Origin of the sequence: Telluria sp. B2 (genome assembly GCF_051789535.1) — a bacterium.
Taxonomy (GTDB): Bacteria; Pseudomonadota; Gammaproteobacteria; order Burkholderiales; family Burkholderiaceae_D; genus Telluria.
Genome location: NZ_CP196525.1, coordinates 171,643 through 198,212, shown reverse-complemented (window position 1 = coordinate 198,212; position 26,570 = coordinate 171,643). Strand labels below are relative to the sequence as shown.

Sequence of the window (26,570 nt, the reverse complement as noted above, 5' to 3'; positions counted from 1 at the left end):
GCGCCCGGCGCGGGTGTCTGATTGAAGGATTGAAGCAATGCGCCTGCGTCACATCGAAGTTTTCCACGCCATCATGCAGGTCGGCACCATCAGCGGTGCCGCCCAGGTTCTCCACATCTCCCAGCCGGCAGTGACGAAAGTGCTGCAGCATGCCGAGCTTCAATTGGGCATGCCGCTGTTCGAGCGCGTACGCGGCAAGCTCTATCCGAAGCCGGAAGCGCATCGCCTGTTCGCCGAGACCGAAAAGCTCAATCGCGACCTGCAGGGCATCCGCCGCCTGGCCGCCAGCCTGAAGGGCCGCGCCCACGAGACGGTGCGCCTGGTCTCGACCCCGACGCTGGCCATCAGCGTGCTGCCGCAGGCGATGACGCTGTGGCGGAGCGACTTCCCGGAAACCCGTTGCGAGCTGGCCACCTTCCACACCAGCGAGATCGTCAACGCGCTGCGCCTGGGCGAAGCGGACCTCGCCCTGTCGCTGCAGGACCCGCGCCACCCCGGCATCGTCGCCGAGCCGATCGCGCAGGGCATGCTGACGGTGATGGCGCCCGCAGGCACCTGGAGCGAGCTTGAATGCGCCCAGCCCATCGGCCCGGAAGGCCTGACCGGCGAACTGATCGGCCTGGCCGACAACGATCCCCTGGGGGAAATCGTGGTCGCCGCCTGCGAGGCCCAGGACGTGCAGCCGGTGTTCCGCACCGTGGTGCAGACTTACCAGATCGCACGCTCGCTGGTGGAAGCCGGCGCCGGCACCGCCGTGCTCGATCCGTTCACGGCCGCCTCGGCCGCGCCCGACAAGGTGCAGCGCCGCCTGTGGGCGCCGAACATGCCGGTGCAACTCTATTTGCTGACCGCCAGCCACGCGCCGCTGTCGCACGGCGCGCGCGAACTGGCCAACTGTATCGGCGCGACCGCCCGCGCCTGTCTCGAACGAGGAAGTCCATGAACGTAGCTGGTTCGGGTGCCATGGTCGCCAGCGAAGAGATCGCCGGCAGCCCGGAATTTCGCCACCTGTCGTCGATCGCGGGCATCCGCGTCGACCTGCGCTACGCCAGCGCCAACAATTTCGTCGGCCGCGATTTGTATTCGCCTTTCGACTGCGCCTGGCTGCACCGCGACGCCGCCGAAGCGCTGGAAAAGGTGGTGGCGTATCTCGCCGAGCGCGCCCCAGGCCACACGGCGCTGGTGCTCGACGCCCTGCGCCCCCAGCGCGTGCAGCAGCAGTTGTGGGACGCGCTCGAGGGCACCGGCCTGCAGATGTACCTGGCCAACCCGGCGCGCGGCTCGATCCACTCCTACGGCATGGCGCTCGACATCACCCTCCTCGATCCCGAAGGGCGGGAGCTCGACATGGGCACCGGTTTCGACGACATGAGCGATCTGTCGCACCCGGCGCTGGAAGAAGGTTTTCTCGCCGCGGGCAAACTGACCGAGCAGCAGGTCGCCAACCGCCGCCTACTGCGCGACGCCATGTTCCAGGCCGGTTTCCTCGGCATTCGCACCGAGTGGTGGCATTTCGACTGCGGCGACCGCGACCTCGTGCGCGCGACGTTCAGGCGCGTGCTGTAGCCGGCGTATCGTCGGCGATCCTGTACGGGCCGCGCGGTTTCAGGCAGTCGTTGAACGCTTGGGCGGCGCATCGGCCGCATGCCCGCATACGCCAGGGCGAAGCCGTCCACCCTACGCCTCTGCGCTTCAATGTCCGATTTCGATTCTCGTAGGGTGGGCACCTGTGCCCACGCTGTCTCACCATATGCCATACGGCGAAGCCTCCGCCAGTCCCACCCCATACACTCCGGCGCCGCCTCTGCCCAGCGCTATCGTGCGCCGGCACACACTTGAGTTTTCTCAGCCTTCCTCCTGATCGCGCCCGGACAATCGGTGAATACCAACGGAAGACTTGACGCCCCTGCTTGACTGACCAGGCCGCTTCTTCCGCGCGTGAACTTCCATCCCCAACGGACAAGAGAGGTGCGTAATGAAAGCTTCGATGATCGCTGTCGCCGTGGCCGCCACGCTGGCGGGCTGCAGCACCGGCAGCGGCAACATGTTCGCGTCGCGCGACCGCACGGTCGAATACATCCGCGTCTTCGACATCAAGACCGACGCCGCCGGGCAGGCGGTGGCGCGCGCCGCCAGCGAGGGCATCAGCCGCAACGTCAACAACGCCACGCTGGCCACGCCCCTGCCCGACACCGCCGAGGTGCAGGACCAGCCGGGCCGCTTCCAGATGCCCGACCTGGCCGGCGCGCCGCCCGGTTCGGTGCCGGCGCGCGGCCCCAGCTGCGAAGGCGCGAGCTGGACCGCCAAGGCTGCGCCCGACGTGCGCGGCAGCCAGGACATGAACATCGTCGCCTGCCTCTTCCCCTACAAGGGCGGTTACCATCTGGGTACCTACGCGGCCTTCGTCAAGAAGGAAGGCGGCTGGCTCGAGTGGCCGCGGCGCGCCTACGGCTATGTGCTGGGCACGCCGGACAAGTACGTGGAAAAGACCATGCTCGACATCGTGCGCACGATCCGCGAGTCCACGAACGCCCAGGTGGCGCTGGTCGAAGCGAAGCCCGAGGTGGCCGGCACGCCCTGGCTCGAGCCCGCGGGCGCGGCGCCGCGCACCAGCCAGACCTCGAAGCCGTGACTGGTGAAATATTCTTTCGAGAAGGCGCTACTGCTGAAATATTATTTCATCCATCCGAGCGGTGCCGGCCGTGCAGGCACGCGTCACGGCTGCTTCATGGGGCGTCGCCGGCCCGCGCCATGGCCTGGTCGATCACCATGGTCTTCGCTTCCGGATCCGTCATGCGCACGAAGCGCACGACCGAATCGGTGGTCACGGTGTCGATCTGGCCGGCCATGCGACGTTCGAAAGGGTGGTCGTCGAAGGCGACATTGGTCCGGAACATGCGCGCGCCCAGTCGCACCGCTGCCGGAATCTCCACCGTCAGCGGCTGGTAGCGGATCGCGCGCAGCCAGGCCTGGGCCTCGGCGCGGGTTTCGACCTGTCCGGCGGGAGCGGCCGCCGCGGCCAGGGCTTCGAGCACCCACTGGTTCGAGTTCTGGTACCGGGTCGAGTACACGTAGGCCAGCATGTTGTAGTGCGGCTCGTGCAGCCGCAGCGGAGTGCGCGTGGCGAACAGGCTGGCCAGGCGCGCCTGCATGGCAGGGCCGGGAATCACGACCTGGGCCTCGTGGCGGTACAAGTCGGTGAGGAAGAAGTTGCCCATGCCTTCGTTGTACAGGCCTGAAGCGGCCGTGTTGCAATCGTTGAGTTCGTGCACGACGGTCCAGCGGCCGGCCGGATGGTCGCGCACGGCCACGCCCATGTGCGAGTAGCGCAGGCGGTAGCGGCTCAGGTCCTGGCCGGCGCGCGACACCAGCGCCACCTTCGCGCCGCTGGCCTCCAGGGCCTGCACGGTGCGCTGGGCGAGGTCCATCGACATGATGACCTCGTTCGGCGTCAGGGGCTTTTCGGCGCAGGCCTGGCCGGCGCGGGCAGGAAGGGCGCAGGCCAGCAGGGCCGCAGGCAACAGCCTGGGCAACACAGCGGGCAGCAGGCGGCGCATCTCAGCTCACCCGCGCGTGATGCAGCAGGGCCTTGCCCGCCTCGTTCGGAATGAAGGCAAGCGCCTTGCCCGACATGACGAGCACGTGTCCGGTCGAGGCCGCCACCACTTCGACGGCGGCGCCGGCCGTGATCGACAAGCCGGCGGCCGCCTTGCCCGACAGGCGCAGCGTCGCCCGGCTCCCGTCGGCCAGGCTTTCGATCACGATGATCAGTCCTTCGCCGACGGTCTGGACGCTGGCCACCACCACGCTGCCGGCGGCTGCCACGCTGAGAGCCGATCCGAACACGATCACGCCCGACAGGTTGGCGCTGGCCTGGGACGCCGTGGACTGGCCGGCCGCCGTCGCGCTGGCGCAGGCAAGGCTGAGCAGGGATGCGCGAAGGATGCGTTTCATGAGATGCTCCTTTGATCAGGTGCAGGCATCATCACGAATTCGCGGGCGCAGGCCAATCACGGCATGCGGAGTATTGTTTGCTTGACGCAGCGGTATCGTTTGACGATACCGGCCTGCCTGCCGCGGCGGCTGCATCGGCAGTCGAGCCCTCCACCGGTGCGGGAGGGAATATCAGTGCAGTGCCGGTCCCGCTGCCGCAGGGGCTGTTGCACTGGCCGGGGCCGGTGTCGCGCCCGAGCGTGCCACCCAGTCCACCAGTGCGTCGACCACGGCGCGTCCGCGTCCATCGCCCGCGCGCTCGTCGTTCACCATCGCCACCACCACGTGTTGCGTGCCGGCCGCGTCCGGTACATAACCGGCCAGCGCGACCACGTTGCGCAGCGTCCCGGTCTTCAGGCGCGCGCGGCCGGCGGCAAGCGTGCCTTGCAGGCGGCGGCGCATGGTGCCGTCCATGGCGGCGATCGGCATGCTGGCCTGGAACTCCGGCGCCCAGTTGCTGCGCAGGCCCGCTTGCAGCAGGCCGCCCATCTGCAGCGGACTGATGCGCTCGATGCGCGACAGGCCCGAGCCGTTCTCGATCACGAAGCCGCTGTCGTCGATGCCATGGGCGCGCATCCAGTTGCGCACCGTCTGGTCGGCGCGGGTATAGGTGGTCTGGCCGGGCAGCTGTGGCAGCGGGCGGCTGCCGAGCAGCGGGTCGGCTTCCAGCGCGCCCAGGCTCAGGAACAGGGTGCGCGCCAGCGCATTGTCCGAGGGTTTGTTGGTGTCGCGTACGATTTCCGGCAGCGCCCGCGACACGTGGGCCGCCAGCACGCGCGCATCCGGCGGCGCGACGCCCTCGACCGTCTTGCCGTCCAGCTTGCCGCCGAGCTGTTTCCACTTCAGGCGGAACAGGCCGTCGATGTAGTCATCGCGGTCGACCACATTGATGCTGTAGGTCTTCGCGCAGTTTTTCGGGAAGGTCCCGTGCAGCACGACCTTGATGCGGCCGTTTTCCTGCTTGACCGCTTCCGGCAGCTTCCAGCCATCTTCCCACCTTGCGCAGTCGGCATCGATCAGGCGCATGGCCGATTCGACGCGCACGCCTTCCAGCGCCGGCTGCATGTCCAGCTTCAGGCGCTTGTCGCTCGAGCGCATGTCGACCTGCAGCATGTTCTTGTTGATCAGCAGCGCGTCGGGAATCACGTTGTAATACGCTTCCGGCGACTCGTCGAAGGGCGGCAGGCCGACATCCAGGCGGGCCGGGTTGAACACGCTGCGGTCGAGCACCAGGTTGCCGTCGATGCGCTCGATGCCGGACAGGTGCAGCGCGCGCAGCATGTTTTCCAGGACCTCGGTGGAGAGGTCGGCGTCGGCGCCGCCGCGCAGCACCAGGTCGCCCTTCAGTACGCCGTTCTTCACCTCGCCAATGCTCAGCAGTTCGGTACGGCCGCGGAACACCGGCCCCAGCTGTTCCAGGCCGACCAGGGTCGTCACCAGCTTCATCGTCGAGGCCGGCTGCATGGGGCGCTCGGCGCCGTGCGCCAGCACCACCTGGTCGCCGCGCAGCACCAGCGCGCTGAGCGATTCCGGCGCGATGCCGTGCTGGGCCAGCAATTGCGTCACCGGCGCCGGCAAGTTGCCCGCCGGCTGCGCCTGGGCGGCCGGCGCCGGAGCCTGCGTCTGTGGCTGTGGCTGCGGCAAACCGGCTGGCGGCTGCACGGTAGCGGCCGGCGCCTGCTCCAGTTGGGCACAAGCTGGCAGGCAGGCGACGATGGCGGCGGCGAGGGCGAGACGACGGAACATGGCAATCCTTAACCGAAGAACAGGTAGGCGACGAAAATCGCGGCGATGACGCCGGCCAGGTCGGCGATCAGGCCGTAGCCGATCGCATAGCGGGTCTTGCGGATGCCCACCGAGCCGAAGTACAGGGCCACGATATAGAAGGTGGTATCGGCCGCGCCTTGCAGGATGGATGCGAGGCGGCCGACGAAGGAATCGACTCCATAGGTGTTCATGGCGTCGATCATCATCGCGCGCGAGCCGCTGCCCGACAGCGGCTTCATCAGCGCGGTCGGCAGGGCGCCGACGAAATCGGTGGGCAGGCCGAGCTGGGTAAACACCCAGGCGAAGGCGTTCACGATCATGCCCAGGATGCCGGAATTGCGCACCACGCTGATCGCCACCAGCATGCCGACCAGGTAGGGAATGATCTTCAGCGAGGTCTCGATGCCGCCCTTGGCGCCTTCGATGAAGGACTCGAACACGTTGACGCGTTGATACAGCGCCGCCACCATGAAGGCGGCGATGATCGAGAACAGGATCAGGTTGGCGGCGACTACCGAGACCTGTTCGATCTGGGCCTTGTCCAGGTAATTGGTGATGTAGAAGACGATGCCGCCAATGATGGCGGAGAGGCCGCCGATCCAGCCGAACACGACCGGGTGCAGCAGGTTGATGCCCTGGCGCAGGCTGACCGCCACGATGCCCGTCAGGGTCGAGCAGAAGGTGGCGATCAGGGTCGGGATGAAGATGTCCGCCGGGTTGGCGGCGCCCAGGATGGCGCGCTGGGCCATGATCGCCAGGGGAATGACGGTCAGGCCCGAGGTCTGGATGACCAGGAACATGATCTGCGCGTTGCTGGCCTCGTCCTTGCGCGGGTTGAGCGTCTGCAGGCTTTCCATCGCCTTCAGGCCGAAAGGCGTCGCGGCATTGTCCAGGCCGAGGATGTTCGCGGAAAAGTTCATCACCATGTGGCCGTTGGCCGGGTGATCGCGCGGCACTTCCGGAAAGATACGCGAGAAAAAGGGCGCGATGATGCGCGCGAACAGGTTGATCGCGCCGGCCCGTTCGCCGACGTTCATGATGCCCAGCCACAGCGTCATCACGCCGGCCAGCGGCAGGGCGATGTCCATCACCGCCATCTTGGCGGACGAGAAAGTGCCGTCGATAATGCGCTTGAAGATTTCGGCGTCGCCCATGAACAGCCACTGCGCAAGTGCCGCCACGAAGCCGACGAGGAAGAAACCGGTCCAGATGTAATTTAAAGCCATGTTCAGTCCGAAAGGGCAGCCAGGGAGAAGCCGCCGCGCGTTCACTAGCCAGGGGCGCGTTGCCCCGGCATGCCTGCGCACGATTGTGCAGCGGACAGTATAGGCGCAGAGCAAGCTGCAAGGATGAAAGAATGCACCCGCGCCATGCCCGGAAGTTATATGGACGTAGGGTGGGCACTCCGTGCCCACGCGTAAACGATGAGCAGACGCGGCCTTTCAAACGTCAACATGACGCCGGCTTCACGCGTGGGCACGGGGGCGCCCACCCTACATCATCGACGTTGCCTCTTCCAAACACCCCGCCTATGATACGCAACGCTCAACCAGGACATGCACACATGAAATTTCGCTCCGCCCTCTCCGCGCTGTTGCTGACCTCAAGCGCCCTCGGCCTGGCCTTCCCCTCCGCCGCGCAGGCACCCGTCGCGCCGAAGGAGCAGAAAGTCCTGCGCATGTTCCTGTCCACCAGCGAAACCGGCCTCGACCCGGCGGCGGCGTCCGACATCGCCACCCTGTCCTTGCTGGAAAACGTTTTTGACCCCCTGCTGCGCTACGACTACCTGGCGCGCCCCGTGAAACTGCGCCCGAACACCGCCACCGCGCTGCCGGAAGTGAGCGCGGATGGCCGCACCTACACCTTCCGCATCCGCCCCGGCATCCATTTCACCGACGACCCCGCCTTCAAGGGAAACAAGCGCGAGATGACGGCCCAGGACTACGTCTACAGCATCAAGCGCCTGTATGACCCGACCCTGAAATCCCCCTGGTCGTACATGTTCGACGGTAAGATCGTCGGCGACGAGGTATTGAAAAAGAATTTCAATGTCGACACGCCGGTCGCCGGCCTGCAGGCGCCCGACCGGTTCACCCTGCGCATCCAGCTGAAAGAGCCGGACAATAATTTCCTGTTCTATATGGCGACGCCGGCATCCGGCGTGGTGGCGCGTGAAGTCATCGAGGCCTACCCTGGCCAGGCCGGCAACCACCCGGTCGGCACCGGCCCCTTCATGATTGGCGAGTGGAAGCGCAGCGACCGTATCGTCCTGCTGGCCAACCCCTACTCGACCGCGGTGTTCCAGGGCACGCCCGGCAACGATCCGGAAGACCGCGCGATCGCCGCGGCCCTGGCCGGCAAGCGCTTGCCGCGCGTGGACCGCGTCGAGGTCAAGATTGCCGAGGAATTCCAGGGCCGCATGCTGGGTTTCCTGAACGGCGAATACGACTACCTCGAGCAGGTGCCGGAATCGATGACCGACATGGTCATCCGTGACGGCCAGTTGAAACCCGAACTGCAGGCGCGCGGCATGCGCCTGTCGCGCTTCCCGGTGCTGCAGACCTATTACATGTGGATGAACATGCACGATCCGGTGCTGGGCGGCTATAGCCTCGACCGGATCGCCCTGCGCCGCGCGATCTCGCTTGCCTATAACAGTGCCGAGGACATCGCGCTGTTGAAAAAGGGGTTTGCGATCAAGGCGGAATCGCCGCTGCCGCCGAACGTGCTCGGCTATGACCCGCACTACCGCAGCCCCGTGCCCTACGACCCGGCGCTGGCCAATGCCCTGCTCGACCGCCATGGCTACGGCAAGCGCGATGCCGAAGGGTTTCGCCTGGCGCCCGACGGCAAGCCGCTGACCCTGACGATGCACAGCGAAGCCACCGTGGGCGGACGCCTGCGCGACGAACTGTGGCGCAAGTGCCTGAACGCGATCGGCCTGCGCGTGGTGTTCAAGTCGGACAAGAAGACCGAGATCATCAAGGCTTCGCGCCTGGGCAAGGTCACCATGTTCGAGAGTAACTGGATCGCCGATTTCCCCGACGGCGACAATTTTTACCAGCTGCTCTATGGCCCGAACGCGGGCCGCGCCAACTATGCGCGCTTCGACCTGCCTGCCTATAACCAACGCTACGAGCAGGCGCGCCAATTGACCGATGGGCCGCAGCGCCAGAAGCTGTATTTCGAGATGAACCAGCTGATTCACGCCTACAACCCCTGGGTGCCGCTGACCCATGTTTTGTCGGCAGACATTCGTCATCCGTGGCTAAAAAACTACAAGCGCCATCCCGTGGAGTTCACTTCCTGGCGCTACCTGGACGTCGATGTTGCGGAAAGGGAACGATTGTCGAAGCAGCCTCGCTAGTATTGGTGAGTTTTCCAGTTATAAACATTCCCGGAAGTTATACTTCCCGCCGGTTATTTCATTGGATAGGGCTAAATGCTTGGCCTACCCTCGAAATGACACATAAGGTAATGCTAAGACATTACTACACGGCAACATCGATTTGCCATCGGCCTGGATCGCCCCATACCTTAGGAGAGATGCGTGAAGTTAAAGAAGCTAGCCCAACTGATTGCCCTGATCGGCGTAGCAGGTTCGGCTGTTGCGCAGGAAGTGCAGCAGACTACCCCGATGGCCCGCGTCGAGGTCACCGGTAGCAGCATCAAACGCGTCGCCAAGGAAGGCGCACTGCCGGTGCAGGTGATCACCGCCGACACCCTGCAAAAGCAGGGCATCACCTCGGCCGAACAACTGATGGCGACGATTTCGGCCAACGGTACCGGCGCCGACAACCCGACCTCGGGCAACAACGTGTTCGGCGCCGATTCCGACCGCGTCAGCGGCGGCGCTTCCTTCGCCTCCTTCCGCGGCCTGGGTCCGAACAGCACCCTGGTCCTGATCAACGGCCGCCGCGCGCCGACCCACGGCAAGAGCGGCAAGGCGGTCGACCTGAACTCGATCCCGATGGCGGCAATCTCGCGTATCGAGATCCTGAAGGATGGCGCATCGGCGATCTACGGCACCGACGCGATCGGCGGCGTGATGAACATCATCCTGAGGAGCGACTACCAGGGCGTGGAAGTGTCGGCCTACACCAACGTCACCGAGGAAGGCGGCGGCAACATCCACCGCGGCTCGCTGATCGCCGGTACCGGCGACCTGGAAGCAGATGGCTTCAACGTCATGGCCACGCTGTCGTTCACGAAGAACGAGAAGCTCGAATCGCGCCAGCGCGACTTCGCCAACGGCTTCCAGCCCTGGCGCGGCCTGTCGCCGGACACCACCGGCACCCCGTACGCGAACCAGCTGACCGGCGCCGGTACCGCGCTGGGTACCGGCTTCCAGCGCCCGGGCGACCCGAACACCTACCTGCAGGCCAATCCGCTGAGCTTCGACGGCAAGTGCGATACGGTCGAGGGCATGTCGCAATACCAGACCGCGCTGTGGAAGGACGTCACCTCGCCGCTGCGCTCGACCTATTCCTGCGCCTACGACTACGGTGGCGACTACGTCATGCAGTCGCCGTCCGAGCAGACCAACCTGCTGCTGCGTGGCAGCTATAAGCTGGCGCCGGATCACAAGGTGTTCGTCGAGGCGATCGGCTCGCGCTCGGAAGTGATCTCGATCCTGACCCCGGCCCAGATCTCGACCTCGCTCGCCAACGGCAATGCCTATCCGGTGAACGGCCCGTATTACCAGGACCTGTCGGCCTACATCCCGACCTTCAACCGCAACCTGCCGATCATTTATAAATGGCGTGCGAATCCGCTGGGTAACCGTACCCAGGAAAACACCACCGAAAGCGGCCGCCTGCTGGTCGGCCTCGAGGGCATGGTCCGCAACTGGGACTACAAGCTGGGCCTGTCGAAGGCGCAGAGCACGACCCACATGGACCTGCTCGACGGCTACGCCTACACCGCCGACTTCTACAAGGTGCTGGGCAGCGGCATCGTCAACCCGTGGTCGGTCGACGGCAGCCAGACCCAGGCGGCGATGGACGCGATCGAGGCGACCAAGTACCGCGGCGCCTTCCAGACCGGCAAGACCACCATGACCCAGCTCGACGGCACCATCTCGGGTGAGCTGTTCGACCTGCCGGCCGGCAAGCTGGCGATGGCGGCGGGCTTCGACTTCCGCCGCGAAAGCTACATGTACAACCAGGACGTGGCGGCCGAGCCGATCCTGCTGTCGCCGGGCAACGACAACATGCCGAAGGCCTCGCGTGACGTGAAGGCGCTGTTCGCGGAATTCATCGTGCCGGTCACCAAGGACCTGGAAGTGCAGCTGGCCGTGCGCCGCGACGACTACAGCGTGATCGGCGCCACCACCAATCCGAAGATCGCCTTCCGCTACCAGCCGACCAGCTGGCTGCTCTTCCGCGGTTCGGCCAACAAGGGCTTCCTGGCGCCGAGCTTTACCCAGCTCTATACCGGTTTGCTGCGCCAGGAACTGGCGAGCGGCGTGACCGACACGGTCGGCTGCGCAGCCCACCCGGGCGATCCGCGCTTCTGCGCGCCGGAACGCTTCGACTATGTGCAGGGCGGTAACCAGGACCTGAAGCCGGAAACCTCCAAGCAGGGTACGCTGGGCATCGTCATCGAACCGTTCAAGGGCTTCTCGGCATCGCTCGACTGGTGGGCCATCAATATCAAGGACCGTATCCTGCGCCGCAGCGCAACCGAAGTCCTGCGCAACCCGACGGTCTACGCGGACAACATCTACCGTAACGCAGAAGGCCTGATCGAGTTCGTCGATGCGCGCTGGTTCAACGCATCGGGCGCCAAGACCCGCGGCATCGACCTCGGCCTGCGCGGCGACGGCAAGTTCGGCGACGGCTACAAATGGAGCGCCACCCTGGACGGCACCTGGACCGACAGCTACAAGTTCGCCGAAGTCGCAGGCCAGCCGTACAAGGAATATGTCGGCGAGTTCTTCACCCGCGACCTCTACCTGCGCTGGAAGCACTCGGCGACCCTCAGCGTGAGCCGCGGCGACTGGAACGTCCTGCTGAGCAACAACTTCGCCTCGGGCTACAAGGATCAACTGCCGAACGCTGGCAAGGGCACGCCGCCGCCGGGCTTCGATCCGGACGTGTCGAGCTATACCCGCTTCGGCCTGTCGACCACCTACAGCGGCTTCAGGAACACCAAGCTGACCGTGGGCGTGCAGAACCTGTTCGACCGCGATCCGCCGTTCACCGCCCACAACGTCGACGACGTCGTCGGCGCCGGCTGGGATCCACGCGTGGCCGACCCGCGTGGCCGTGCCTTCACCTTCAACGTCACCTACAAGTTCTTCTGATTTGTATTGGTGAATAAGGCAAGGCCCGCGCGAGGAAAGCGAATGCTTTCCTCGCGTGGGCTTTTTTATTTGATGATGCGAACAGCATGTCGAGCAGCATGAAGATCAGCAGGCGCGCCTTTGCCGCCTGGCTCGCCGCCTGCGCGGTGTTGCCTACCGCCGAGGCGGCACCACGCAGGCACGCCCGCAAGCACCCTTCCTCCCGCCCCATGAAATCCTTGATCAAACCTCCACGCCTGCGCCGCGGCGACACCGTCGGCCTGATCGCGCCCGGCGGTTACACCACCGAGAAATCGATCGCCAAGGCGCGCGCCAACATCGAGAGCCTCGGTCTCAAAGTGCGCGAGGGGACGTTTCTGCGCGAAGTGAACGGGAACTACGCCGGCACCGTCCAGCAGCGCCTGTACGACCTGCACGCGATGTTCGCCGATCCGGAAGTGACGATGCTGTGGCCGATCCGCGGCGGCTCGGGCTGCATCTCGCTGCTGGCGCACCTGGATTACGAGCTGATCCGCAAGAACCCGAAGATCCTGCTCGGCTACTCCGACATCACCGCCCTGCACCTGGCGATCTATAGAAAGACGGGACTGGTGAGCTTCCACGGCCCGGTGGCCTCGTCGACCTTGTCCGACTATGCGCGCGAGCACATGCTCGCCGTGCTGAGCGATCCGCAGCCCGAATACACGATCCCAATGGCGCTGGAAAACAGCCGCCGCGCCCTGGTGGAACCGCATTTCGGCATGCGTACCGTGCACCGCGGCTGCGCCACCGGGCCGCTCATGGGCGGCAACCTGAGCCTGGTGTCGGCGCTCGCCGGCACGCCCTACGCGGCCGACTTCCGCGACTGCATCCTCTTCCTCGAAGAAGTCAACGAAGCGCCCTACCGCATCGACCGCTGGATGACCCAGCTCGACCTGTCCGTCGGCTTCGACCGGGCGGCGGCCGTGATGGTCGGCATCTGCGACCATTGCGGGCCCGAGCACGAGGACAGCTCGCTGACGCTGGACGAGACGCTCGACATCCACCTGCAGCCGCTGTCGGTGCCGGCCGTCACCGGCTACTCGATCGGACACATCCGCAACCAGTTCACGATCCCGATGGGGATCCGTGCAAGGCTCGATACCGAGCGCCAGACGGTGACCCTGCTGGAGACGGCAGTCAGCTGAGAGCGGCCTTTTAATCCTTGTGGAAGTCGAAGGGCACGCGCTGCACGGTGCCGAACATGATTTCCAGCGGATACAGCATCTCGCAGGGCTCGCCATGGCAGCGCGCCGGCTTGTAGTTGTCGAGCATGAGCAGGCTCGAGTAGGCTTCGGCCAGCGCCTTGTTCGGATGGCCGGTCTGCCCGGTCGGTATCTGGTAGACGGTGGCGCTCTTGCCCTTGCCGTCCTTGCCGACCAGGACATAAATGCGCAGCATGCCGTCGGCGCCGCCGATGTCGCGCGACACTTTCCGGAACGCCTCCATGACTTCCTGCGGTCCCTTGGCCGGATAAGGCGGCTCGTCGCCGGCTTCCATCGCCTTGTAGTGCCAGCGTGCGTTGTTCTTCTGCGCCTCGGTCAGCGCGTCCCAGGCCGCGTCGTGCTGGCCGCCATAGGTGGTGCTGGAGCCGTGCCAGCGCGTCTTGCCTTCGTGCTTGCGTTCGGTGGTGTCGTATTCCACCTTGGTGTGGGCCTGGTGCGCCGGGCGTCCCCAAACGAAGCGGCCTTCATAGGCGCGCCCGCTGCCGGCGTAGACGATCTTGCCCTGGCCATGGAAACGGTTGTCCTCCCACCGGCCGGCATAGCTGCCGCCCAGGGTGAAGGTTTCTTCGCCCCAGCCTTCGCGCACGCCGTTCTTCCATTCGCCCGTGTAGCGCGAGCGGTCCGGGGAAATGAAGATGCCCTTGCCTTCGCGCTTGCCGTTGACGACCCCGCCTTCGTACATGCCTTCGCCGTCGGCGTACTTGAAGAAGCCTTCGCCATGCGGCACGCCCTTCTTCAGCGTGCCCGCGTATTCGTAGGCCGGGGTGACCAGGTCGGCCTCGCCGCTGACCTCGCCGCGCACCAGGGTGGCCGACAGCGTCACCGGCCTGTTGTCGGCATCCTTCCACTTGAGCACGCCCTTGCCCTGGGCATGGCCGCCTTCGCAGGCGCCGCTCCAGCGCAGTTCGGTGCCGGCGGGGACGGTGTCGAGGGCGGCGATGCGGCAGTCGGGTTTACCGAGGTAGGCCGGATCGGCGGCGAGCGCGGTGTGGGCGAACAGGGAGGCGACGGTGAAACAGAGCAGGTTCTTCATTGTTCATGCCCTCGCGGGCGCTGGTTGGTTGGCGATCAGGAATCGTCCGCATCCGGGCGGCCGCTCAGCGGAATGCTTGGCTAGTCATCGTCCTTGACGATGAACTCGTTGAGCACCGGGTACACCATCTCGCATGGCTCGCCCTGGCACATCGCCGGTTTGTAAGGCGTCAGCATCAGGATGCTGGCGATGCGCTTGACCAGCTTTTGATCGTCCTTCGGATCGCCCAAGGACGGTTTCTCGAACACGTCGGCGCGCTTGGCCTTGCCATCGGCGCCGACCAGCACGGCCATGCGCAAGGTGCCCTCGGCAGCACCGGCATCTCGATTGAGCGCCGCAATCGCCTTGAGGAACTCGAACGGCCCCTTGCTTGGATAAGGCGGGTCGTCGCCGCGCGCCAGCGCCGGATAACGGCTGCGCACAATATTCTTCTGGGCCTGCGTCAGGGCTTCCCACGGCTGGTTAAGCGGTATGCCTCCGTTGGTTGTCCTGTTATCTCTGTCTTCGCGCAGAAACGCATACCGCAAGGTGTCGAATTCCTGTGCCTCTGCCCCGACAATCAGGTCGTTGGCGAACTCGCCCTCGAAGGTGCGGCCACTGCCCGCATAGACGAGTTTTCCCCGGCCGTGGCGCTTTCCCTGCTGCCACTGGCCGCTGTAGCTGCCGCCTTCCGCGTACTTCATTTCACCCCAGCCGTGCGGCCTGCCGTCCTTCCACTCGCCGGCGTATTCCGAACGGTCGGTTTCCACGGCGATGCCCTTGCCTTCGCGCTGGCCGGCGACCACGTCGCCTTCGTACTGCATGCCGCTCTTGTAGGTAAAGAAGCCTTTACCGTGGGGCACGCCGCGGCGCAAGGTGCCGATATAGGTGTAGTCGGCGGTCTTCAGCTCCCCTTCGCCCTGCACTTCGCCGCGCACCAGCGTGGCTTTCAGGCGGTAGCGGTCCTTCTTCTTCCCATCGTTCCATTTGAGTTCGCCCTGGCCGACGGCGAAGCCGTCTTCGCAGGCGCCGTTCCAGTCGACCGTGTCGTAGCGCGGGGCAGGTTCCAAGGCTGCAATCCGGCAGTTGTGCTTGCCGAAATAAATAGCGGGTTCGGCGGCGAGCACAGTGTGGCTCAGGAGCGAAGCAGCGACGAAGCAAAGAGCATTGCGCATGGGTTTGAATGAAGAGTGTCAGCGAAACATCGCCGGAACGTCGCGGCTCATGCTCACTTCAAAATTGAACACGAAGGGATACAGCATCTCGCATGGCTGCCCTTCGCAAACGGCGGATTTGTAGGTGGTGCGCATCAGCGCGTCGGCGACTTGTTGCAGCAGCCAGTCCGCGTGTTTCTGGTCCTCGGCCTGCGGCTTTTCATGCACCTTGACCTTCTTTGCCTTGCCATTGGCGCCGACGAGCACGTCAATCCGCAAGAGCCCCTCCGCGCCGACGCTGCCGTTGGCCTTGACGATCGCCTCGAACATGGCGCGGGTCCCTGTGGCGGGATAGGGTGGATCGTCGCCGGGGCGCAAAGCGCGGTAGTGTTGTCGGACCACGTTCTTCTGTGGTTCCGTCATCTTGTCCCAAGTTAGATCGAGCGGCAGGTAGCCGGTCAGTGTGGGCGACCTATTCTTGCGCTGCAGTGACTCCGGGGAAATTTCTTGTACGAGTGGCGTCGTGCCTGCGACAAGGTCGTTTTCGAATTCACCTTCGAAAACGCGGCCACTGCCCACGTAGACGATGCGGCCCCGGCCATGCCTTTTGCTTTCCTGCCACTGGCCGGTATAGCTGCCCCCTTCCGCATACTTGATCTCGCCCCAGCCGTGACGCATGCCGTTCTTCCATTCGCCGGTATATTCGGTGCCGTCCGTCCACAGGAAGATCGCCTTGCCCTCCTGCTTGCCCTCCACGAAGCCGCCTTCGTACTGATTGCCGCTCTTGAACGTGAGGTAGCCCGCACCGTGGGGCCGGCCGCGCAGGAAGCTGCCGATGTAGGTGTAGCCGTCGGTCCTCAGCTCGCCTTCGTCCTGGATCTCTCCCTTCGTAAGGATTGCCCTGATGCGGTAGCGCTTGCCCGACGCGTCTTTCCAGTCGAGCTCCCCTTTGCCGACGGCAAAGCCGCCTTCGCAGGCGCCGCTCCAATCGACCGCGTCATCGCGCGGCGCCGGTTCGAGCGGCGCAATGCGGCAGTCGTCGAAGCCGGTATAGCCGGGCAGGTTGGCGCGGGCGGGAGCGTTGGCGGGAGCGGCAATGGCGCCGGAAGCCGCCGCGGCGATGAAGAAGGAGAAGAGAACAGGCTTCATGCGGGACCGCATTGTCGGCGGCAAAAATAGTTTCCAATTGTCAATAATTTATCATATTGCTTTGACAATAGAAACTATTTCTTTGACGAGGTGCCGCCGCCGCCGTTCAGGTCTTGCGCGTCATGAACACATAGCCGTGCTGTTCGCCGTCGATCCGGAACAGGTCCGGTATCTCGCCGGTCTGCACGAAGCCGCTGCGTTCGTAGAGCCGGCGTGCCGGCAGGTTGTCGGACAGGACTTCGAGGTCGACCCAGGCCAGCCCCTGTTCGCGCGCCCAATCCAGGGCATGGGCCAGCAGGCGGGCGCCCAGGCCGTGGCGGCGCCAGTCGCGGTGCACACCCATGCCGAGCAGGCAGCGATGGGCGGCCGGCCGCTCGGGGCGGGCGCGCAGGTCGATGTGGCCGCAGATGGCGCCGTCCTCGTCGAGCGCGATCCAGCCGCGCCGCCAGCCGGGCGCGCCGACGGCGGTGCCCAGGCCGAGCGCGAAGCCGGCGCGCTTGTCGACCGGGAAGAAGGACTCGGCGCGCGGCATCGGCTGGAACAGCGGGGCGCCGTCCTTGCCGTTGTCGAGCAGGTGGTCGTCGAGGTAGACGAACAGCGCCGGCAGCTCGCTTTGTTCGACCGCGCGGATGCGCGGCTGGCGTGCGCTGGCGCCGGTCATCTCAGCGCGCCAGCCGGAGCACCAGGGCCATCGCCGCGCCGTCCGTGAACACGCCGGCCGTTGCCGCGAGCAGCGCGCGCACTTCCTGCTTGCGAACGTCGTCCATCACAGCGCCCGCGCAATCAGGATCTTCTGGATGTCACTGGTGCCTTCGTAGATCTGGCACACGCGCACGTCGCGGTAGATGCGCTCGATCGGGAAATCGGCCACATAGCCGTAGCCGCCGAAGATCTGCATCGCGTCGGACACGACGCGCTCGGCCATCTCGGAGGCGAACAGCTTGGCCATCGCGGCTTCCTTCAGGCAGGGCAATCCTGCATCCTTCATCGAGGCCGCGTGCAGGATCAGCTGGCGCGCCGCTTCGATCTTCATCGCCATTTCCGACAGTTTGAACTGCACCGACTGGTGTTCGAAAATGGGCTTGCCGAAGCTCTCGCGCTCCCTGGCGTAGCCGAGCGCCGCCTCGAAGGCCGCGCGCGCCATGCCGACCGATTGCGAGGCGATGCCGATGCGGCCGCCTTCCAGGCCCGACAGGGCGATCTTGTAGCCCATGCCCTCCTCTCCGATCAGGTTCTCTGCCGGGATGCGGCAGTTGTCGAACACGATCTGCGCGGTGTCGGACGAGTGCTGGCCCATCTTCTGTTCCAGGCCGGCGACGATGTAGCCGGGGGTATTGGTCGGCACCCAGAAGGCGCTGATGCCCTTCTTGCCCGCAGCCTTGCTTGTTACCGCCATGACGATCGCGACGTCGCCGTACTTGCCGCTGGTGATGAACTGTTTCGAACCGTTGATCACGTACTCGTCGCCGTCGCGGACCGCCGTGGTGCGCAGGGCCGAGGCGTCGCTGCCGGTGTGCGGCTCGGTCAGGGCGAAGGCGCCGAGCAGTTCTCCCTGGGCCAGCGGACGCAGCCAGCGTTCTTTCTGCGCTTCGTTCGCGTACATCATCGCGATCGAGCAGACCGGGCAGTTGTTGACCGAGATGATGGTCGAGGTGCCGCCGTCGCCGGCCGCGATCTCTTCCAGCACCAGCGCCAGCGACACGTAGTCGAGGCCCGCGCCGCCGTAAGCTTCGGGCACGGCGACGCCGAAGGCGCCCAGTTGCGCCAGTTCCTTCAGTTCGGCTTTCGGGAAATAATGTTCCTTGTCCCAGCGCGCTGCGTTCGGGGCCAGGCGCTCCTGCGCGTAGCTGCGCAGGGCGTCGCGGATCATCTGGTGTTCTTCGGTCAGGATCATGGTGTCTCGTGTACGTTCTTGTCGTGTGGTGAGCGGCTTACCAGGGAATCGGCTTGCCGTCGTGGTTCAGGAAGCTGCCGTTGTCGGCGTTCGTCACCCTGGCCAGGGTGGCGCGCAGGTCGCGCACGCTGTGCTCGACGCTGATCGCCGCGCCGCTGCCGCCCATGTCGGTCTGGACCCAGCCAGGGTGGAAGGCGATGCAGGTGGCGCCTTGCGGGCCATAGGTCAGGGCGGTATCGGTCAGCACCGAGTTCAGCGCGGCCTTGCTGGCGCGGTAGAGCGAGCCGCCGGCACCCGTGCGCGACCCGATCGAGCCCATGCGCGAGGACAGCACGCCCAGCTTGCCGCGAGTGCTGGCCACCAGCGGCGCGACGATGGGCAGCAGGCGCATCGCAGCCAGCACGTTGGTGTGCATCACGGCGTCGAAGTCCTGCTGGGTCGGGAAGCCGTCGTGGCGCGGGCCGTAGAGGCCGGCGACCAGCCAGGCGGTGTCGATCTTCTCGTCGTCCAGCTTCCAGCCGAGACCGGCGATGGCCTCGGGGTCGTTGACGTCGAGCGCGTGCGGCTCGGCGCCCAGGCGGGCCAGTTCGTCGAGGTCTTGCCCCTTGCGGGCGGTGGCGATCACACGCCAGCCGTCGGCGCGGTACTGGCGCGCCAGTTCGTGGCCGATGCCGCGCGAGGCGCCGATGATCAGAGCGGTGGGCATGTGTTTGTTCCTTCGAGTGGCGTTGCGGTGTTTACGAGTACGAACGCGTGGACTCGGGAGTCCACCCTACAAAGGCGGGTTTCGTAGGGTGGACACCTGTGTCCACGCGGTACAACGTATCCAAACACATATCGTAACCGGAGATCGACACCATCAACGATTCGATCTCCGGTCCACGACATCACACCATCTCGATCGCCATCGCGGTCGCTTCGCCGCCGCCGATGCACAGCGAAGCCACGCCGCGCTTGCCGCCGGTCTTCCTCAAAGCGCCCAGCAGGGTGACGATGATGCGCGCGCCCGAGGCGCCGATCGGGTGGCCCAGGGCGCAGGCGCCGCCGTGGATGTTGACCTTCTCGTGCGGGATCTCGAGGTCGCGCATGGCGGCCATCGGCACGGCGGCAAACGCCTCGTTGATCTCGAACAGGTCGACATCGTTCGGCATCCAGCCGGTCTTCTTGAACAGCTTCTGCATCGCGCCGATCGGGGCGGTCGTGAACAGGTTCGGTTCCTGGGCGTGGGTGGCGTGGCCGATCACGCGGGCGAGCGGGGTCAGGCCCAGTTCCTTGGCCTTCGATTCGCGCATCATGACCAGGGCGGCGGCGCCGTCGTTGATCGACGAGGACGAAGCGGCGGTGACGGTGCCTTCCTTCTTGAATGCCGGCTTCAGGGACGGGATCTTGTCGATCTTGGCCTTCATCGGGCCTTCATCCTTTTCGACCAGCAGTTCGCCGGTGCGGGTGGCAACGCTGACCGGGGCGATTTCCCAATCGAAGCTGCCGTCGCTGTTGGCGGCCTGCGCGCGTTTGACGGAGGTGATGGCGAAGTTGTCCTGGTCTTCGCGCGAGAACTGGTAAGTCGCGACGCATTCCTCGGCGAAGGTGCCCATCGAGCGGCCCTCACCCGTCTTTTCGTTGCGCGAATAGGCGTCTTCCAGGCCGTCGTACATCATGTGGTCGAACATCGGGGCATGGCCGATGCGGTAGCCGCCGCGCGCCTTCGGGATCAGGTAGGGCGCGTTGGTCATCGATTCCATGCCGCCGGCGACGACGATGTCGGCGCTGCCGGCAACGAGCTGGTCGTGGGCGAAGATCGCGGCCTGCATCGCCGAGCCGCACATCTTCGACAGGGTCACGGCGCCGGTCGACAGCGGCAGGCCGGCTTTAATAAGCGCCTGGCGCGCCGGGGCCTGGCCTTGACCCGCCATCAGGCAGTTGCCGAAGTAGACGTGCTCCACGGTCTGCGGATCGACGCCGGCGCGCTCGACCGCCGCCTTGATGGCCACCGCGCCGAGGTCGCTCGCCGTTTTCGAGGAAAAATCGCCCTGGAACGCGCCCATTGGGGTACGGGCGGCGCCAACGATAACGACTGGATCATTCATTGTGTAGGTTCTCCAAATAGGGTGGCGATGCATGCAGCGCCGGTGGTGTGGTGGTCTGGTTGTGGAAGCGGATGTGCTGCGGGTAAGGGAAGACGTCTTCCACTTCGCCTCCCAGGATGCGGTCCTTGCGCGCCTGCCAGTAGGCACGGCTCAAGAGCTCCGCGTGGTGCTTCATGAAATACTGCCGGATCTTCGGGTTCCCCAGCAGGAAACGGCCGAACTGTTCCGGAAAAACGTCGTGCTTGCCGATCGGATACCACGGTTCGGCCGACATCTCGTCCTCCTCGTTGCGCGCTTCCGGAATGTCGCGGAAGTTGCAGTCGGTGAGGTACTCGATCTCGTCGTAGTCGTAGAACACGACGCGGCCCTGGCGGGTGACGCCGAAATTCTTGTAGAGCATGTCGCCGGGAAAAATGTTGGCGGCGACCAGGTCGCGGATCGCATTGCCGTATTCGAAGACGCCATGCTCGAGCAGGCCCTCGTCGCCGGCGCGCTCCGCATTGGCCAGGAAAATATTCAGCGGCACCATGCGGCGCTCGATATACAGGTGCTTGATGATGATGCGCTCGCCCTCGATCTCGACCAGCGAGGGGCAGTGCTGCTGCAGCTCGGCCAGCAGTTCCTCGGAAAAGCGCGCTAGCGGAAAGGCGACGTCCGAATATTCCAGGGTGTCGGCCATGCGCCCGACGCGGTCGTGGTGCTTGACCAGCAGGTATTTCTGCTTGATCTGGGCGCGCGTGGTCTCTTTCGGCGGCGGATAGAAATCCTTGATGACCTTGAACACGTAGGGAAAGGACGGCAGCTCGAACACCAGCATCACCAGGCCGCGGATGCCGGGCGAGATCTGGAAACGGTCCGAACTGTGCTTCAGGTGCTGCAGGTAGTCGCGGTAGAACAGCGTCTTGCCCTGCTTCTGCAGGCCGAGCACGGTGTAGATCTCGCTGCGCGGTTTCCGCGGCATCAGGCTGCGCAGGAACTGCACATAGGCCGAGGGCACTTCCATGTCCACCAAAAAGTAGGCGCGGGTGAACGAGAACAGCAGGGTGATCTGTTCCGGGTCGGTGATCACCGTGTCGAGCACCAGCTGGCCGCGGCGGTTGTGCAGGATCGGGATCACGAAGGGGTACTCGCGCGCGCCGTTGATGGCGCGGCCGACGATGTAGGCGCCCTTGTTGCGAAAGAACAGGCTGGACAGCACATGGAACTGCAGGTTCGACTCGGGCTTGTCCAGGCCGAACTGCTCCACCATGCGCGCTTCGACCAGGCCGGTGTCGCGGTCGAGCGCGGCGAAGGGACGCTCGAGCTGGAAATTCGACACGATGCGGTTCAGCGCGAAGCGCAGGCCGTCGGCCGCCGGGTAGTAGACGCGGTAGGTCGGCAGCGGTTCCTCGGTCTCGATGTACTCGGTGGAGATCACCGGGCGCACGAAAATATAGTCGTTGTGATAGTAGCTGCGGTGCAGGATGTGGCAGCTGACCGAGTTGAAGAAGGTTTCGGCCAGTTCCGGCCGTTTATAGCCCGAGAGCAGGCCGATGTAGTGCAGCTTGGTCTCGCGCCAGACGCGGTCGGTCAATTCCTCGCGTACGTAATTCTCTTCGAGGATGTGCACGGCTTCCTGGACGCGCTTGTCGTAGAAATCGATGCGTTCGCGCGCGGCCTGCTGGGCGGTGGCCCAGTCGGCGGCCTCGAAATGGCGCTTGGCGTTCTTGCTGGCTTCGCGGAACAGGCGGTAATGCTTGTCGAAGCCGTCGAGGATGGTGCGCGCGATGTCGAATGCGATCTGCGAAGACAGCAGTCTGGGGAACGTCACTTCGGTCATCGTTCGTCTCGCGCGTTGTCCGGTTGAGCGGCCATTTTATTGCATTGCAGCGTGGCGGTGTTGGCGTTGGATGGTCCGTAGGGTGGGCGCCCCGTGCCCACGCGGAACGGCGCATCGTGTTGGTCATATTCGGGCCGCGTCATATTCATTTTGATACCGCGTGCCCGTGCAAACCACAACATCCAAACGAGGCCAACAAACCATCACCGTTCGCGTGGGCACGGAGTGCCCACCCTACGAACTAGGCCGTCTCGCCAAACAGTTCGCGCCCGATCAGCATGCGGCGGATCTCGCTGGTGCCCGCACCGATTTCGTAGAGCTTCGCATCGCGCCAGAGGCGGCCGACCGGATACTCGTTGATATACCCGTTGCCGCCCAGGGTCTGGATCGCCTCACCCGCCATCCAGGTCGCCTTCTCGGCGCTGTACAGGATGGCGCCGGCCGCGTCCTTGCGCAAGGCGCGCACCGCGGCCGGGTTGTCGGCGCGGTCGCAGGCCTGGCCGACCGCATACACGTAGGCGCGGCAAGCCATCATGGTCGAATACATGTCGGCGATCTTGCCCTGCATCAGCTGGAATTCGCCGATCGCCTGGCCGAACTGCTTGCGCTCGTGGATGTAGGGAACCACCACGTCCATGCAGGCCGACATGATGCCCAACGGGCCGCCCGACAGTACGGTGCGCTCGAAGTCCAGGCCCGACATCAGCACGTTCACACCTTTACCCACGCCGCCCAGCACGTTCTCGACCGGCACTTCGCAATCCTCGAACACCAATTCTCCCGTGTGCGAGCCGCGCATGCCCAGCTTGTCGAGTTTTTGCGCGATCGAGAAGCCTTTGAAACCCTTTTCGATCAGGAAGGCGGTCATGCCGCGCGGACCGGCCTCCAGATCGGTCTTGGCGTACACCACCAGGGTGTCGGCGTCCGGACCGTTGGTGATCCACATCTTGGTGCCGTTCAGGACGTAACGATCGCCCTTCAGGTCGGCGCGCAGCTTCATGCTGACGACGTCGGAGCCGGCGTTCGGCTCGGACATGGCCAGCGCGCCCACGTGCTCGCCCGAGATCAGTTTCGGCAGGTATTTGCGCTTCTGCTCTTCGTTGCCGTTGCGCTTGATCTGGTTGACGCACAGGTTCGAGTGGGCGCCGTAGGACAGGCCGACCGAAGCCGAGGCGCGCGAGATTTCTTCCATCGCGACGATGTGGGCCAGGTAGCCCATGTTGCTGCCGCCGTATTCCTCGCTGACGGTGATGCCGAGCAGGCCCAGTTCGCCCATCTTCTTCCACAGATCCATCGGGAACTGGTCGGTGCGGTCGATTTCGGCTGCGCGCGGGGCGATTTCCGCTGCCGCAAATTGTTGCACTGCTTCGCGCAGCGCGGCGATGTCTTCGCCGTGGTCAAAGGTCAAGCCTGGAAGATGGAGCATGTCGTCCTCTCGGTGAGCGGGTTAGCAATTACGTTAGCAACTGAGCATTCGGCATCATACTCGCGTGTGACGTTAACGTAAACGTCAAGTAGCGCACGCGTGAGCGCCGTCAGGCACTCGTGTGGCTCAGGCGGCCTTGCTGGCGCCGGGCGTGGTGTCGGGCGAGGTGTTTTCCGCCAGCAGGCGGCGGCATTCCTCCTCGTGGGCGGAAATTTCTTCGAGCGCCATCTCGATGTCGGCACGCTGTTGTTCCAGCGTTTCGCGCTGGTGGGCCAGCACGCCGAGGAAACGGTTGATCTGGGCCACCGTGTCCTTCGGCGACTCGTACATGTCGACAATGCTCTTGATTTCCGACAAGGTCAGGCCGAGGCGCTTGCCGCGCAGCGTCAGTTTCAGGCGGGTGCGATCGCGCGGGGTATAGACGCGGTTACGTCCGCCCACGCCCTCGCGCTTCGGGCTCAAGAGGCCTTGGTCTTCATAGAAACGGATGGCGCGCGCGGTGATGTCGAATTCGCGCGCCAGTTCGGCGATGGTGTAGGTGGTAGCCATGAAAAAAGCGGGGTGAAAGTACAGCTTGCGACAATCGCTTAGAATCTAACTTCGACGTTTGCCGTTTACGTCAACGTCAAGCACATTGTAGCGCGCCCGCCCATTCCAGAATACGAAAGATTTGAACCATGAATCCGCTCGAGTCCCAGCTGACCTATCCCTTCGCCGACGAACTGCCCGCGCCAGGAACGGTCAAGGAGGTGGCGCCAGGCCTCGGCTGGCTGCGCATGCCGCTGCCTTTCGCCCTCGACCACATCAACTTGTGGGTGCTGAGGGACGAGCGCGAAGGCCGCACCGGCTGGAGCGTGATCGATTGCGGCGTGGCCACCGACGCTACCCGGGCCGCCTGGGAGCAGGTGTTCAGCGGACCGCTCGACGGCGAGCCGATCCTGCGCGTGATTGCCACCCACTGCCATCCGGACCACGTCGGCCTGTCGGGCTGGCTGTGCGAACGCTTCGAGGCGCCCTTCTGGCTGACTGCCGGCGAATTCGGCTTCGCACGCATGATGGCGGCCGCCCTGCCCGGCGTGGACGGCCCTTCGGCCATTCCCCACTTCGAACGCCACGGCCTGGTCGACCAGGGCATGCTGGAACAGATGCGCAGCCGCCGCAATTACTATCCCTCGCTGGTACCGAGCGTGCCGGACGCCTATACCCGTCTCCAGGATGGCCAGCAGTTCGCCATCGGCGACCACCGCTGGCGCGTGATCACCGGTTTCGGCCATTCGCCGGAACACGCCTCGCTGTATTCGGAAGCGCTGAACGTGCTTGTCTCGGGCGACATGGTGCTGCCGCGCATCTCGACCAATGTCTCGGTGTTCGCCGTCGAGCCGGAAGGCAACCCCTTGCAGCATTATCTCGATTCGCTCGGCAAGTTCGCCGGCTTGCCCGAGGACGTGCTGGTGCTGCCTTCCCACGGCAAGCCCTTCCGCGGCCTGCACACCCGCATCGAGCAGCTGCGCCAGCACCACATTGCGCGCCTGGCCGAGGTGCTGGAAGCCTGCCGCGCACCGCAAAGCGCGGTCGACATCGTGCCGATCATGTTCCGCCGCCAGCTCGACGCGCACCAGCTCAGTTTTGCGCTCGGCGAGGCGCTCGCGCACCTGCATAAACTTTGGAATGATGGTATGTTAAAGCGAGTAACTGGCATCGACGGGATCATTCGTTTCCAACTGATCTGATGAGCCAGAGCCGGTTCTTGCGGGCTTCCCCAGCCCGCCCGGCCCCGACTTGACGGCAATCGGCCGGACGCGCGTGGTCCTCACGCGACAAACATTTGCACGAATGTTTATTCATATCGAATAGGGCGATGCTGTGCGGAAATTTTGTGGCATGATGTCACAATGCAGAGTATCGCCAATTCTCACATCTTTGTTACGTATTTTCTCGAAAAATGTCACAAGCGGTCTGTATGGACAAGAGACTGACATTTATAGTCGAGCATGAAATAGTGCCATCATGAATTCCACGAACGAACGGGAGAGCTTCAGTGAGCGTCTCCAGCAAGCGCTCAAGAACGCTCATTACTCACCGGACAGCCCGACCCGACTGGCCCGCGAATTTAACATTCGCTTCGAAGGACGCCCGATCACCGTGCACGCCGCCCGCAAGTGGCTGGTCGGCGAAGCCATTCCCACGCAGGAAAAATTGCGCATGATCGCGCAATGGCTGGGTGTGCCGGCGGACTGGCTGCGCTTTGGCGGTCCGGAAAACCCGGGCGAGGCAGGCGAGAACGCCGGTGGCGCACGCTTCGAATCGGCCGACGTCAAGCTGATCGCCGACCTGCAGCGCCTCGATGAGCATCATCGCCAGCTCGCTCGCGAATTCATCCGCATGCTGGTAAGGATCAACCACCAACCCCCATCCAAGTAAGCAAAGTCCTTCCTCACGCCTGCTTTTCCGCTTACAAATTTTCTTCCGAATAAGGCAGTTACAAACCGCTGCGACTGGCGCATAATCGGACTCGTCACAGCCGAGGATCGTGCCGCCCATGAAAAGCAACTATGTGAACACCGCCCAGCTGAAGGAACTGATGACGGCGCCGCCGATGAGCGCGGAGCGTCACGCCGAGGTGATGCGCAAGCGCATCGCCCAGCGCAGGATGCTGGAGGAAGCCAGGGAGTTGAAGAAAGCCGGCGATAGCGGGTATTCGAACAAGCGCTAGCGCTG

24 protein-coding genes are annotated in these 26,570 nt (G+C 64.7%); 9 read left to right on the top strand and 15 right to left on the bottom strand.

From position 1 onward, the window contains the following. Positions 1-37 precede the first annotated feature (37 nt). The 3 genes from ACSUZJ_RS00830 (at position 38) to ACSUZJ_RS00820 (ending at position 2,632) form a co-directional block, all read left to right on the top strand. The gene (locus tag ACSUZJ_RS00830; RefSeq protein ID WP_499412420.1) at positions 38-943 is read left to right on the top strand and encodes a LysR family transcriptional regulator; all 906 of its coding nucleotides are present in this window, start codon (positions 38-40) and stop codon (positions 941-943) included. Beyond that, complete coding sequence (locus tag ACSUZJ_RS00825) at positions 940-1,566, top strand: M15 family metallopeptidase (RefSeq protein ID WP_499412419.1); 627 nt, start codon at positions 940-942, stop codon at positions 1,564-1,566. The genes ACSUZJ_RS00830 and ACSUZJ_RS00825 overlap by 4 nt, the downstream gene beginning before the upstream one ends. A gap of 409 nt (positions 1,567-1,975) precedes the next feature. Continuing rightward, positions 1,976-2,632 (top strand): hypothetical protein, encoded by a 657-nt coding sequence (locus tag ACSUZJ_RS00820; protein WP_499412418.1) that lies wholly within the window; start codon positions 1,976-1,978, stop codon positions 2,630-2,632. A gap of 94 nt (positions 2,633-2,726) precedes the next feature. Here the strand turns inward: ACSUZJ_RS00820 and ACSUZJ_RS00815 are convergent, their stop codons facing one another. From ACSUZJ_RS00815 to ACSUZJ_RS00800, 4 genes are all read right to left on the bottom strand, one after another. After that, entirely contained in the window at positions 2,727-3,557 is an 831-nt protein-coding gene (locus ACSUZJ_RS00815) for a DUF2145 domain-containing protein (protein ID WP_499412416.1), read from the bottom strand. Position 3,558: 1 nt separating this feature from the next. After that, complete coding sequence (locus ACSUZJ_RS00810) at positions 3,559-3,954, bottom strand: hypothetical protein (RefSeq protein ID WP_499412415.1); 396 nt, start codon at positions 3,952-3,954, stop codon at positions 3,559-3,561. Between the two features lie 171 nt (positions 3,955-4,125). Continuing rightward, entirely contained in the window at positions 4,126-5,739 is a 1,614-nt protein-coding gene (dacB, locus tag ACSUZJ_RS00805) for a D-alanyl-D-alanine carboxypeptidase/D-alanyl-D-alanine endopeptidase (RefSeq protein ID WP_499412414.1), read from the bottom strand. Between the two features lie 8 nt (positions 5,740-5,747). After that, on the bottom strand, positions 5,748-6,986 hold the full coding sequence (locus ACSUZJ_RS00800; RefSeq protein WP_499412412.1) for a nucleoside recognition domain-containing protein: 1,239 nt from the start codon (positions 6,984-6,986) through the stop codon (positions 5,748-5,750). Positions 6,987-7,324: 338 nt separating this feature from the next. Here ACSUZJ_RS00800 and ACSUZJ_RS00795 point away from each other — a divergent pair, with 338 nt between their 5' ends. Together ACSUZJ_RS00795 and ACSUZJ_RS00790 are read left to right on the top strand one after the other, a co-directional pair. Beyond that, a complete protein-coding gene (locus ACSUZJ_RS00795; RefSeq protein WP_499412410.1) occupies positions 7,325-9,127 on the top strand; it encodes an ABC transporter substrate-binding protein in 1,803 nt (600 codons plus the stop codon). 183 nt (positions 9,128-9,310) lie between these two features. Beyond that, the gene (locus ACSUZJ_RS00790; RefSeq protein ID WP_499412409.1) at positions 9,311-12,067 is read left to right on the top strand and encodes a TonB-dependent receptor; all 2,757 of its coding nucleotides are present in this window, start codon (positions 9,311-9,313) and stop codon (positions 12,065-12,067) included. Here the strand turns inward: ACSUZJ_RS00790 and ACSUZJ_RS00785 are convergent. Beyond that, a complete protein-coding gene (locus tag ACSUZJ_RS00785; protein WP_499412407.1) occupies positions 12,048-12,293 on the bottom strand; it encodes a hypothetical protein in 246 nt (81 codons plus the stop codon). The two genes, ACSUZJ_RS00790 and ACSUZJ_RS00785, sit on opposite strands and share 20 nt — an antisense overlap. On the opposite strand from ACSUZJ_RS00785, the gene ACSUZJ_RS00780 reads away from it, so the two are divergent. Further along, positions 12,277-13,233: a S66 peptidase family protein gene (locus ACSUZJ_RS00780; RefSeq protein WP_499412406.1), complete on the top strand. Its 957-nt coding sequence runs from the start codon at positions 12,277-12,279 to the stop codon at positions 13,231-13,233. The genes ACSUZJ_RS00785 and ACSUZJ_RS00780 overlap by 17 nt on opposite strands. Positions 13,234-13,243: 10 nt before the next feature. Here ACSUZJ_RS00780 and ACSUZJ_RS00775 read toward each other — a convergent pair whose 3' ends face one another. The 10 genes from ACSUZJ_RS00775 to ACSUZJ_RS00730 form a co-directional block, all read right to left on the bottom strand. Next, on the bottom strand, positions 13,244-14,344 hold the full coding sequence (locus ACSUZJ_RS00775; protein WP_499412405.1) for an MORN repeat-containing protein: 1,101 nt from the start codon (positions 14,342-14,344) through the stop codon (positions 13,244-13,246). Positions 14,345-14,424: 80 nt separating this feature from the next. Beyond that, positions 14,425-15,450, bottom strand: coding sequence for an MORN repeat-containing protein (locus tag ACSUZJ_RS00770; RefSeq protein WP_499412404.1), 1,026 nt, complete (start codon positions 15,448-15,450; stop codon positions 14,425-14,427). A gap of 66 nt (positions 15,451-15,516) precedes the next feature. Continuing rightward, positions 15,517-16,626 carry an MORN repeat-containing protein gene (locus ACSUZJ_RS00765; RefSeq protein WP_499412402.1) on the bottom strand — a complete coding sequence of 370 codons (1,110 nt, stop codon included), beginning with the start codon at positions 16,624-16,626 and terminating at the stop codon, positions 15,517-15,519. A 106-nt stretch (positions 16,627-16,732) separates the two neighbouring features. Further along, a complete protein-coding gene (locus ACSUZJ_RS00760) occupies positions 16,733-17,287 on the bottom strand; it encodes a GNAT family N-acetyltransferase (RefSeq protein WP_499412401.1) in 555 nt (184 codons plus the stop codon). Positions 17,288-17,392: 105 nt separating this feature from the next. Continuing rightward, positions 17,393-18,520 carry an acyl-CoA dehydrogenase family protein gene (locus ACSUZJ_RS00755; protein WP_499412399.1) on the bottom strand — a complete coding sequence of 376 codons (1,128 nt, stop codon included), beginning with the start codon at positions 18,518-18,520 and terminating at the stop codon, positions 17,393-17,395. A gap of 37 nt (positions 18,521-18,557) precedes the next feature. Continuing rightward, positions 18,558-19,226 carry an SDR family oxidoreductase gene (locus ACSUZJ_RS00750; RefSeq protein ID WP_499412397.1) on the bottom strand — a complete coding sequence of 223 codons (669 nt, stop codon included), beginning with the start codon at positions 19,224-19,226 and terminating at the stop codon, positions 18,558-18,560. Positions 19,227-19,407: 181 nt separating this feature from the next. Then, entirely contained in the window at positions 19,408-20,607 is a 1,200-nt protein-coding gene (locus tag ACSUZJ_RS00745) for an acetyl-CoA C-acyltransferase (RefSeq protein ID WP_499412396.1), read from the bottom strand. Beyond that, positions 20,600-22,426: a bifunctional isocitrate dehydrogenase kinase/phosphatase gene (aceK, locus tag ACSUZJ_RS00740; RefSeq protein ID WP_499412395.1), complete on the bottom strand. Its 1,827-nt coding sequence runs from the start codon at positions 22,424-22,426 to the stop codon at positions 20,600-20,602. The genes ACSUZJ_RS00745 and aceK overlap by 8 nt, the downstream gene beginning before the upstream one ends. A gap of 241 nt (positions 22,427-22,667) precedes the next feature. Next, a complete protein-coding gene (locus tag ACSUZJ_RS00735) occupies positions 22,668-23,852 on the bottom strand; it encodes an isovaleryl-CoA dehydrogenase (protein ID WP_499412394.1) in 1,185 nt (394 codons plus the stop codon). 126 nt (positions 23,853-23,978) lie between these two features. Further along, entirely contained in the window at positions 23,979-24,401 is a 423-nt protein-coding gene (locus ACSUZJ_RS00730; protein ID WP_499412392.1) for a MerR family transcriptional regulator, read from the bottom strand. Positions 24,402-24,529: 128 nt separating this feature from the next. Between ACSUZJ_RS00730 and ACSUZJ_RS00725 the strand changes: the two genes are divergently transcribed. From ACSUZJ_RS00725 to ACSUZJ_RS00715, 3 genes are all read left to right on the top strand, one after another. Then, positions 24,530-25,582 (top strand): MBL fold metallo-hydrolase, encoded by a 1,053-nt coding sequence (locus ACSUZJ_RS00725; protein ID WP_499412391.1) that lies wholly within the window; start codon positions 24,530-24,532, stop codon positions 25,580-25,582. Positions 25,583-25,859: 277 nt separating this feature from the next. Next, positions 25,860-26,273, top strand: a complete 414-nt coding sequence (locus tag ACSUZJ_RS00720) for a hypothetical protein (RefSeq protein ID WP_499412390.1) — start codon at positions 25,860-25,862, stop codon at positions 26,271-26,273. Between the two features lie 118 nt (positions 26,274-26,391). Then, a complete protein-coding gene (locus ACSUZJ_RS00715; RefSeq protein ID WP_499412389.1) occupies positions 26,392-26,565 on the top strand; it encodes a hypothetical protein in 174 nt (57 codons plus the stop codon). Positions 26,566-26,570: the final 5 nt, after the last annotated feature.

Coding starts and splice junctions, on each gene's coding strand:
- ACSUZJ_RS00830 (WP_499412420.1), top strand. CDS start 38: ATGCGCCTGCGTCACATCGAAGTTTTCCACGCCATCATGCAGGTCGGC.
- ACSUZJ_RS00825 (WP_499412419.1), top strand. CDS start 940: ATGAACGTAGCTGGTTCGGGTGCCATGGTCGCCAGCGAAGAGATCGCC.
- ACSUZJ_RS00820 (WP_499412418.1), top strand. CDS start 1,976: ATGAAAGCTTCGATGATCGCTGTCGCCGTGGCCGCCACGCTGGCGGGC.
- ACSUZJ_RS00815 (WP_499412416.1), bottom strand. CDS start 3,557: ATGCGCCGCCTGCTGCCCGCTGTGTTGCCCAGGCTGTTGCCTGCGGCC.
- ACSUZJ_RS00810 (WP_499412415.1), bottom strand. CDS start 3,954: ATGAAACGCATCCTTCGCGCATCCCTGCTCAGCCTTGCCTGCGCCAGC.
- dacB (WP_499412414.1), bottom strand. CDS start 5,739: ATGTTCCGTCGTCTCGCCCTCGCCGCCGCCATCGTCGCCTGCCTGCCA.
- ACSUZJ_RS00800 (WP_499412412.1), bottom strand. CDS start 6,986: ATGGCTTTAAATTACATCTGGACCGGTTTCTTCCTCGTCGGCTTCGTG.
- ACSUZJ_RS00795 (WP_499412410.1), top strand. CDS start 7,325: ATGAAATTTCGCTCCGCCCTCTCCGCGCTGTTGCTGACCTCAAGCGCC.
- ACSUZJ_RS00780 (WP_499412406.1), top strand. CDS start 12,277: ATGAAATCCTTGATCAAACCTCCACGCCTGCGCCGCGGCGACACCGTC.
- ACSUZJ_RS00775 (WP_499412405.1), bottom strand. CDS start 14,344: ATGAAGAACCTGCTCTGTTTCACCGTCGCCTCCCTGTTCGCCCACACC.
- ACSUZJ_RS00765 (WP_499412402.1), bottom strand. CDS start 16,626: ATGAAGCCTGTTCTCTTCTCCTTCTTCATCGCCGCGGCGGCTTCCGGC.
- ACSUZJ_RS00760 (WP_499412401.1), bottom strand. CDS start 17,287: ATGACCGGCGCCAGCGCACGCCAGCCGCGCATCCGCGCGGTCGAACAA.
- ACSUZJ_RS00755 (WP_499412399.1), bottom strand. CDS start 18,520: ATGATCCTGACCGAAGAACACCAGATGATCCGCGACGCCCTGCGCAGC.
- ACSUZJ_RS00750 (WP_499412397.1), bottom strand. CDS start 19,226: ATGCCCACCGCTCTGATCATCGGCGCCTCGCGCGGCATCGGCCACGAA.
- ACSUZJ_RS00745 (WP_499412396.1), bottom strand. CDS start 20,607: ATGAATGATCCAGTCGTTATCGTTGGCGCCGCCCGTACCCCAATGGGC.
- aceK (WP_499412395.1), bottom strand. CDS start 22,426: ATGACCGAAGTGACGTTCCCCAGACTGCTGTCTTCGCAGATCGCATTC.
- ACSUZJ_RS00735 (WP_499412394.1), bottom strand. CDS start 23,852: ATGCTCCATCTTCCAGGCTTGACCTTTGACCACGGCGAAGACATCGCC.
- ACSUZJ_RS00730 (WP_499412392.1), bottom strand. CDS start 24,401: ATGGCTACCACCTACACCATCGCCGAACTGGCGCGCGAATTCGACATC.
- ACSUZJ_RS00725 (WP_499412391.1), top strand. CDS start 24,530: ATGAATCCGCTCGAGTCCCAGCTGACCTATCCCTTCGCCGACGAACTG.
- ACSUZJ_RS00720 (WP_499412390.1), top strand. CDS start 25,860: ATGAATTCCACGAACGAACGGGAGAGCTTCAGTGAGCGTCTCCAGCAA.
- ACSUZJ_RS00715 (WP_499412389.1), top strand. CDS start 26,392: ATGAAAAGCAACTATGTGAACACCGCCCAGCTGAAGGAACTGATGACG.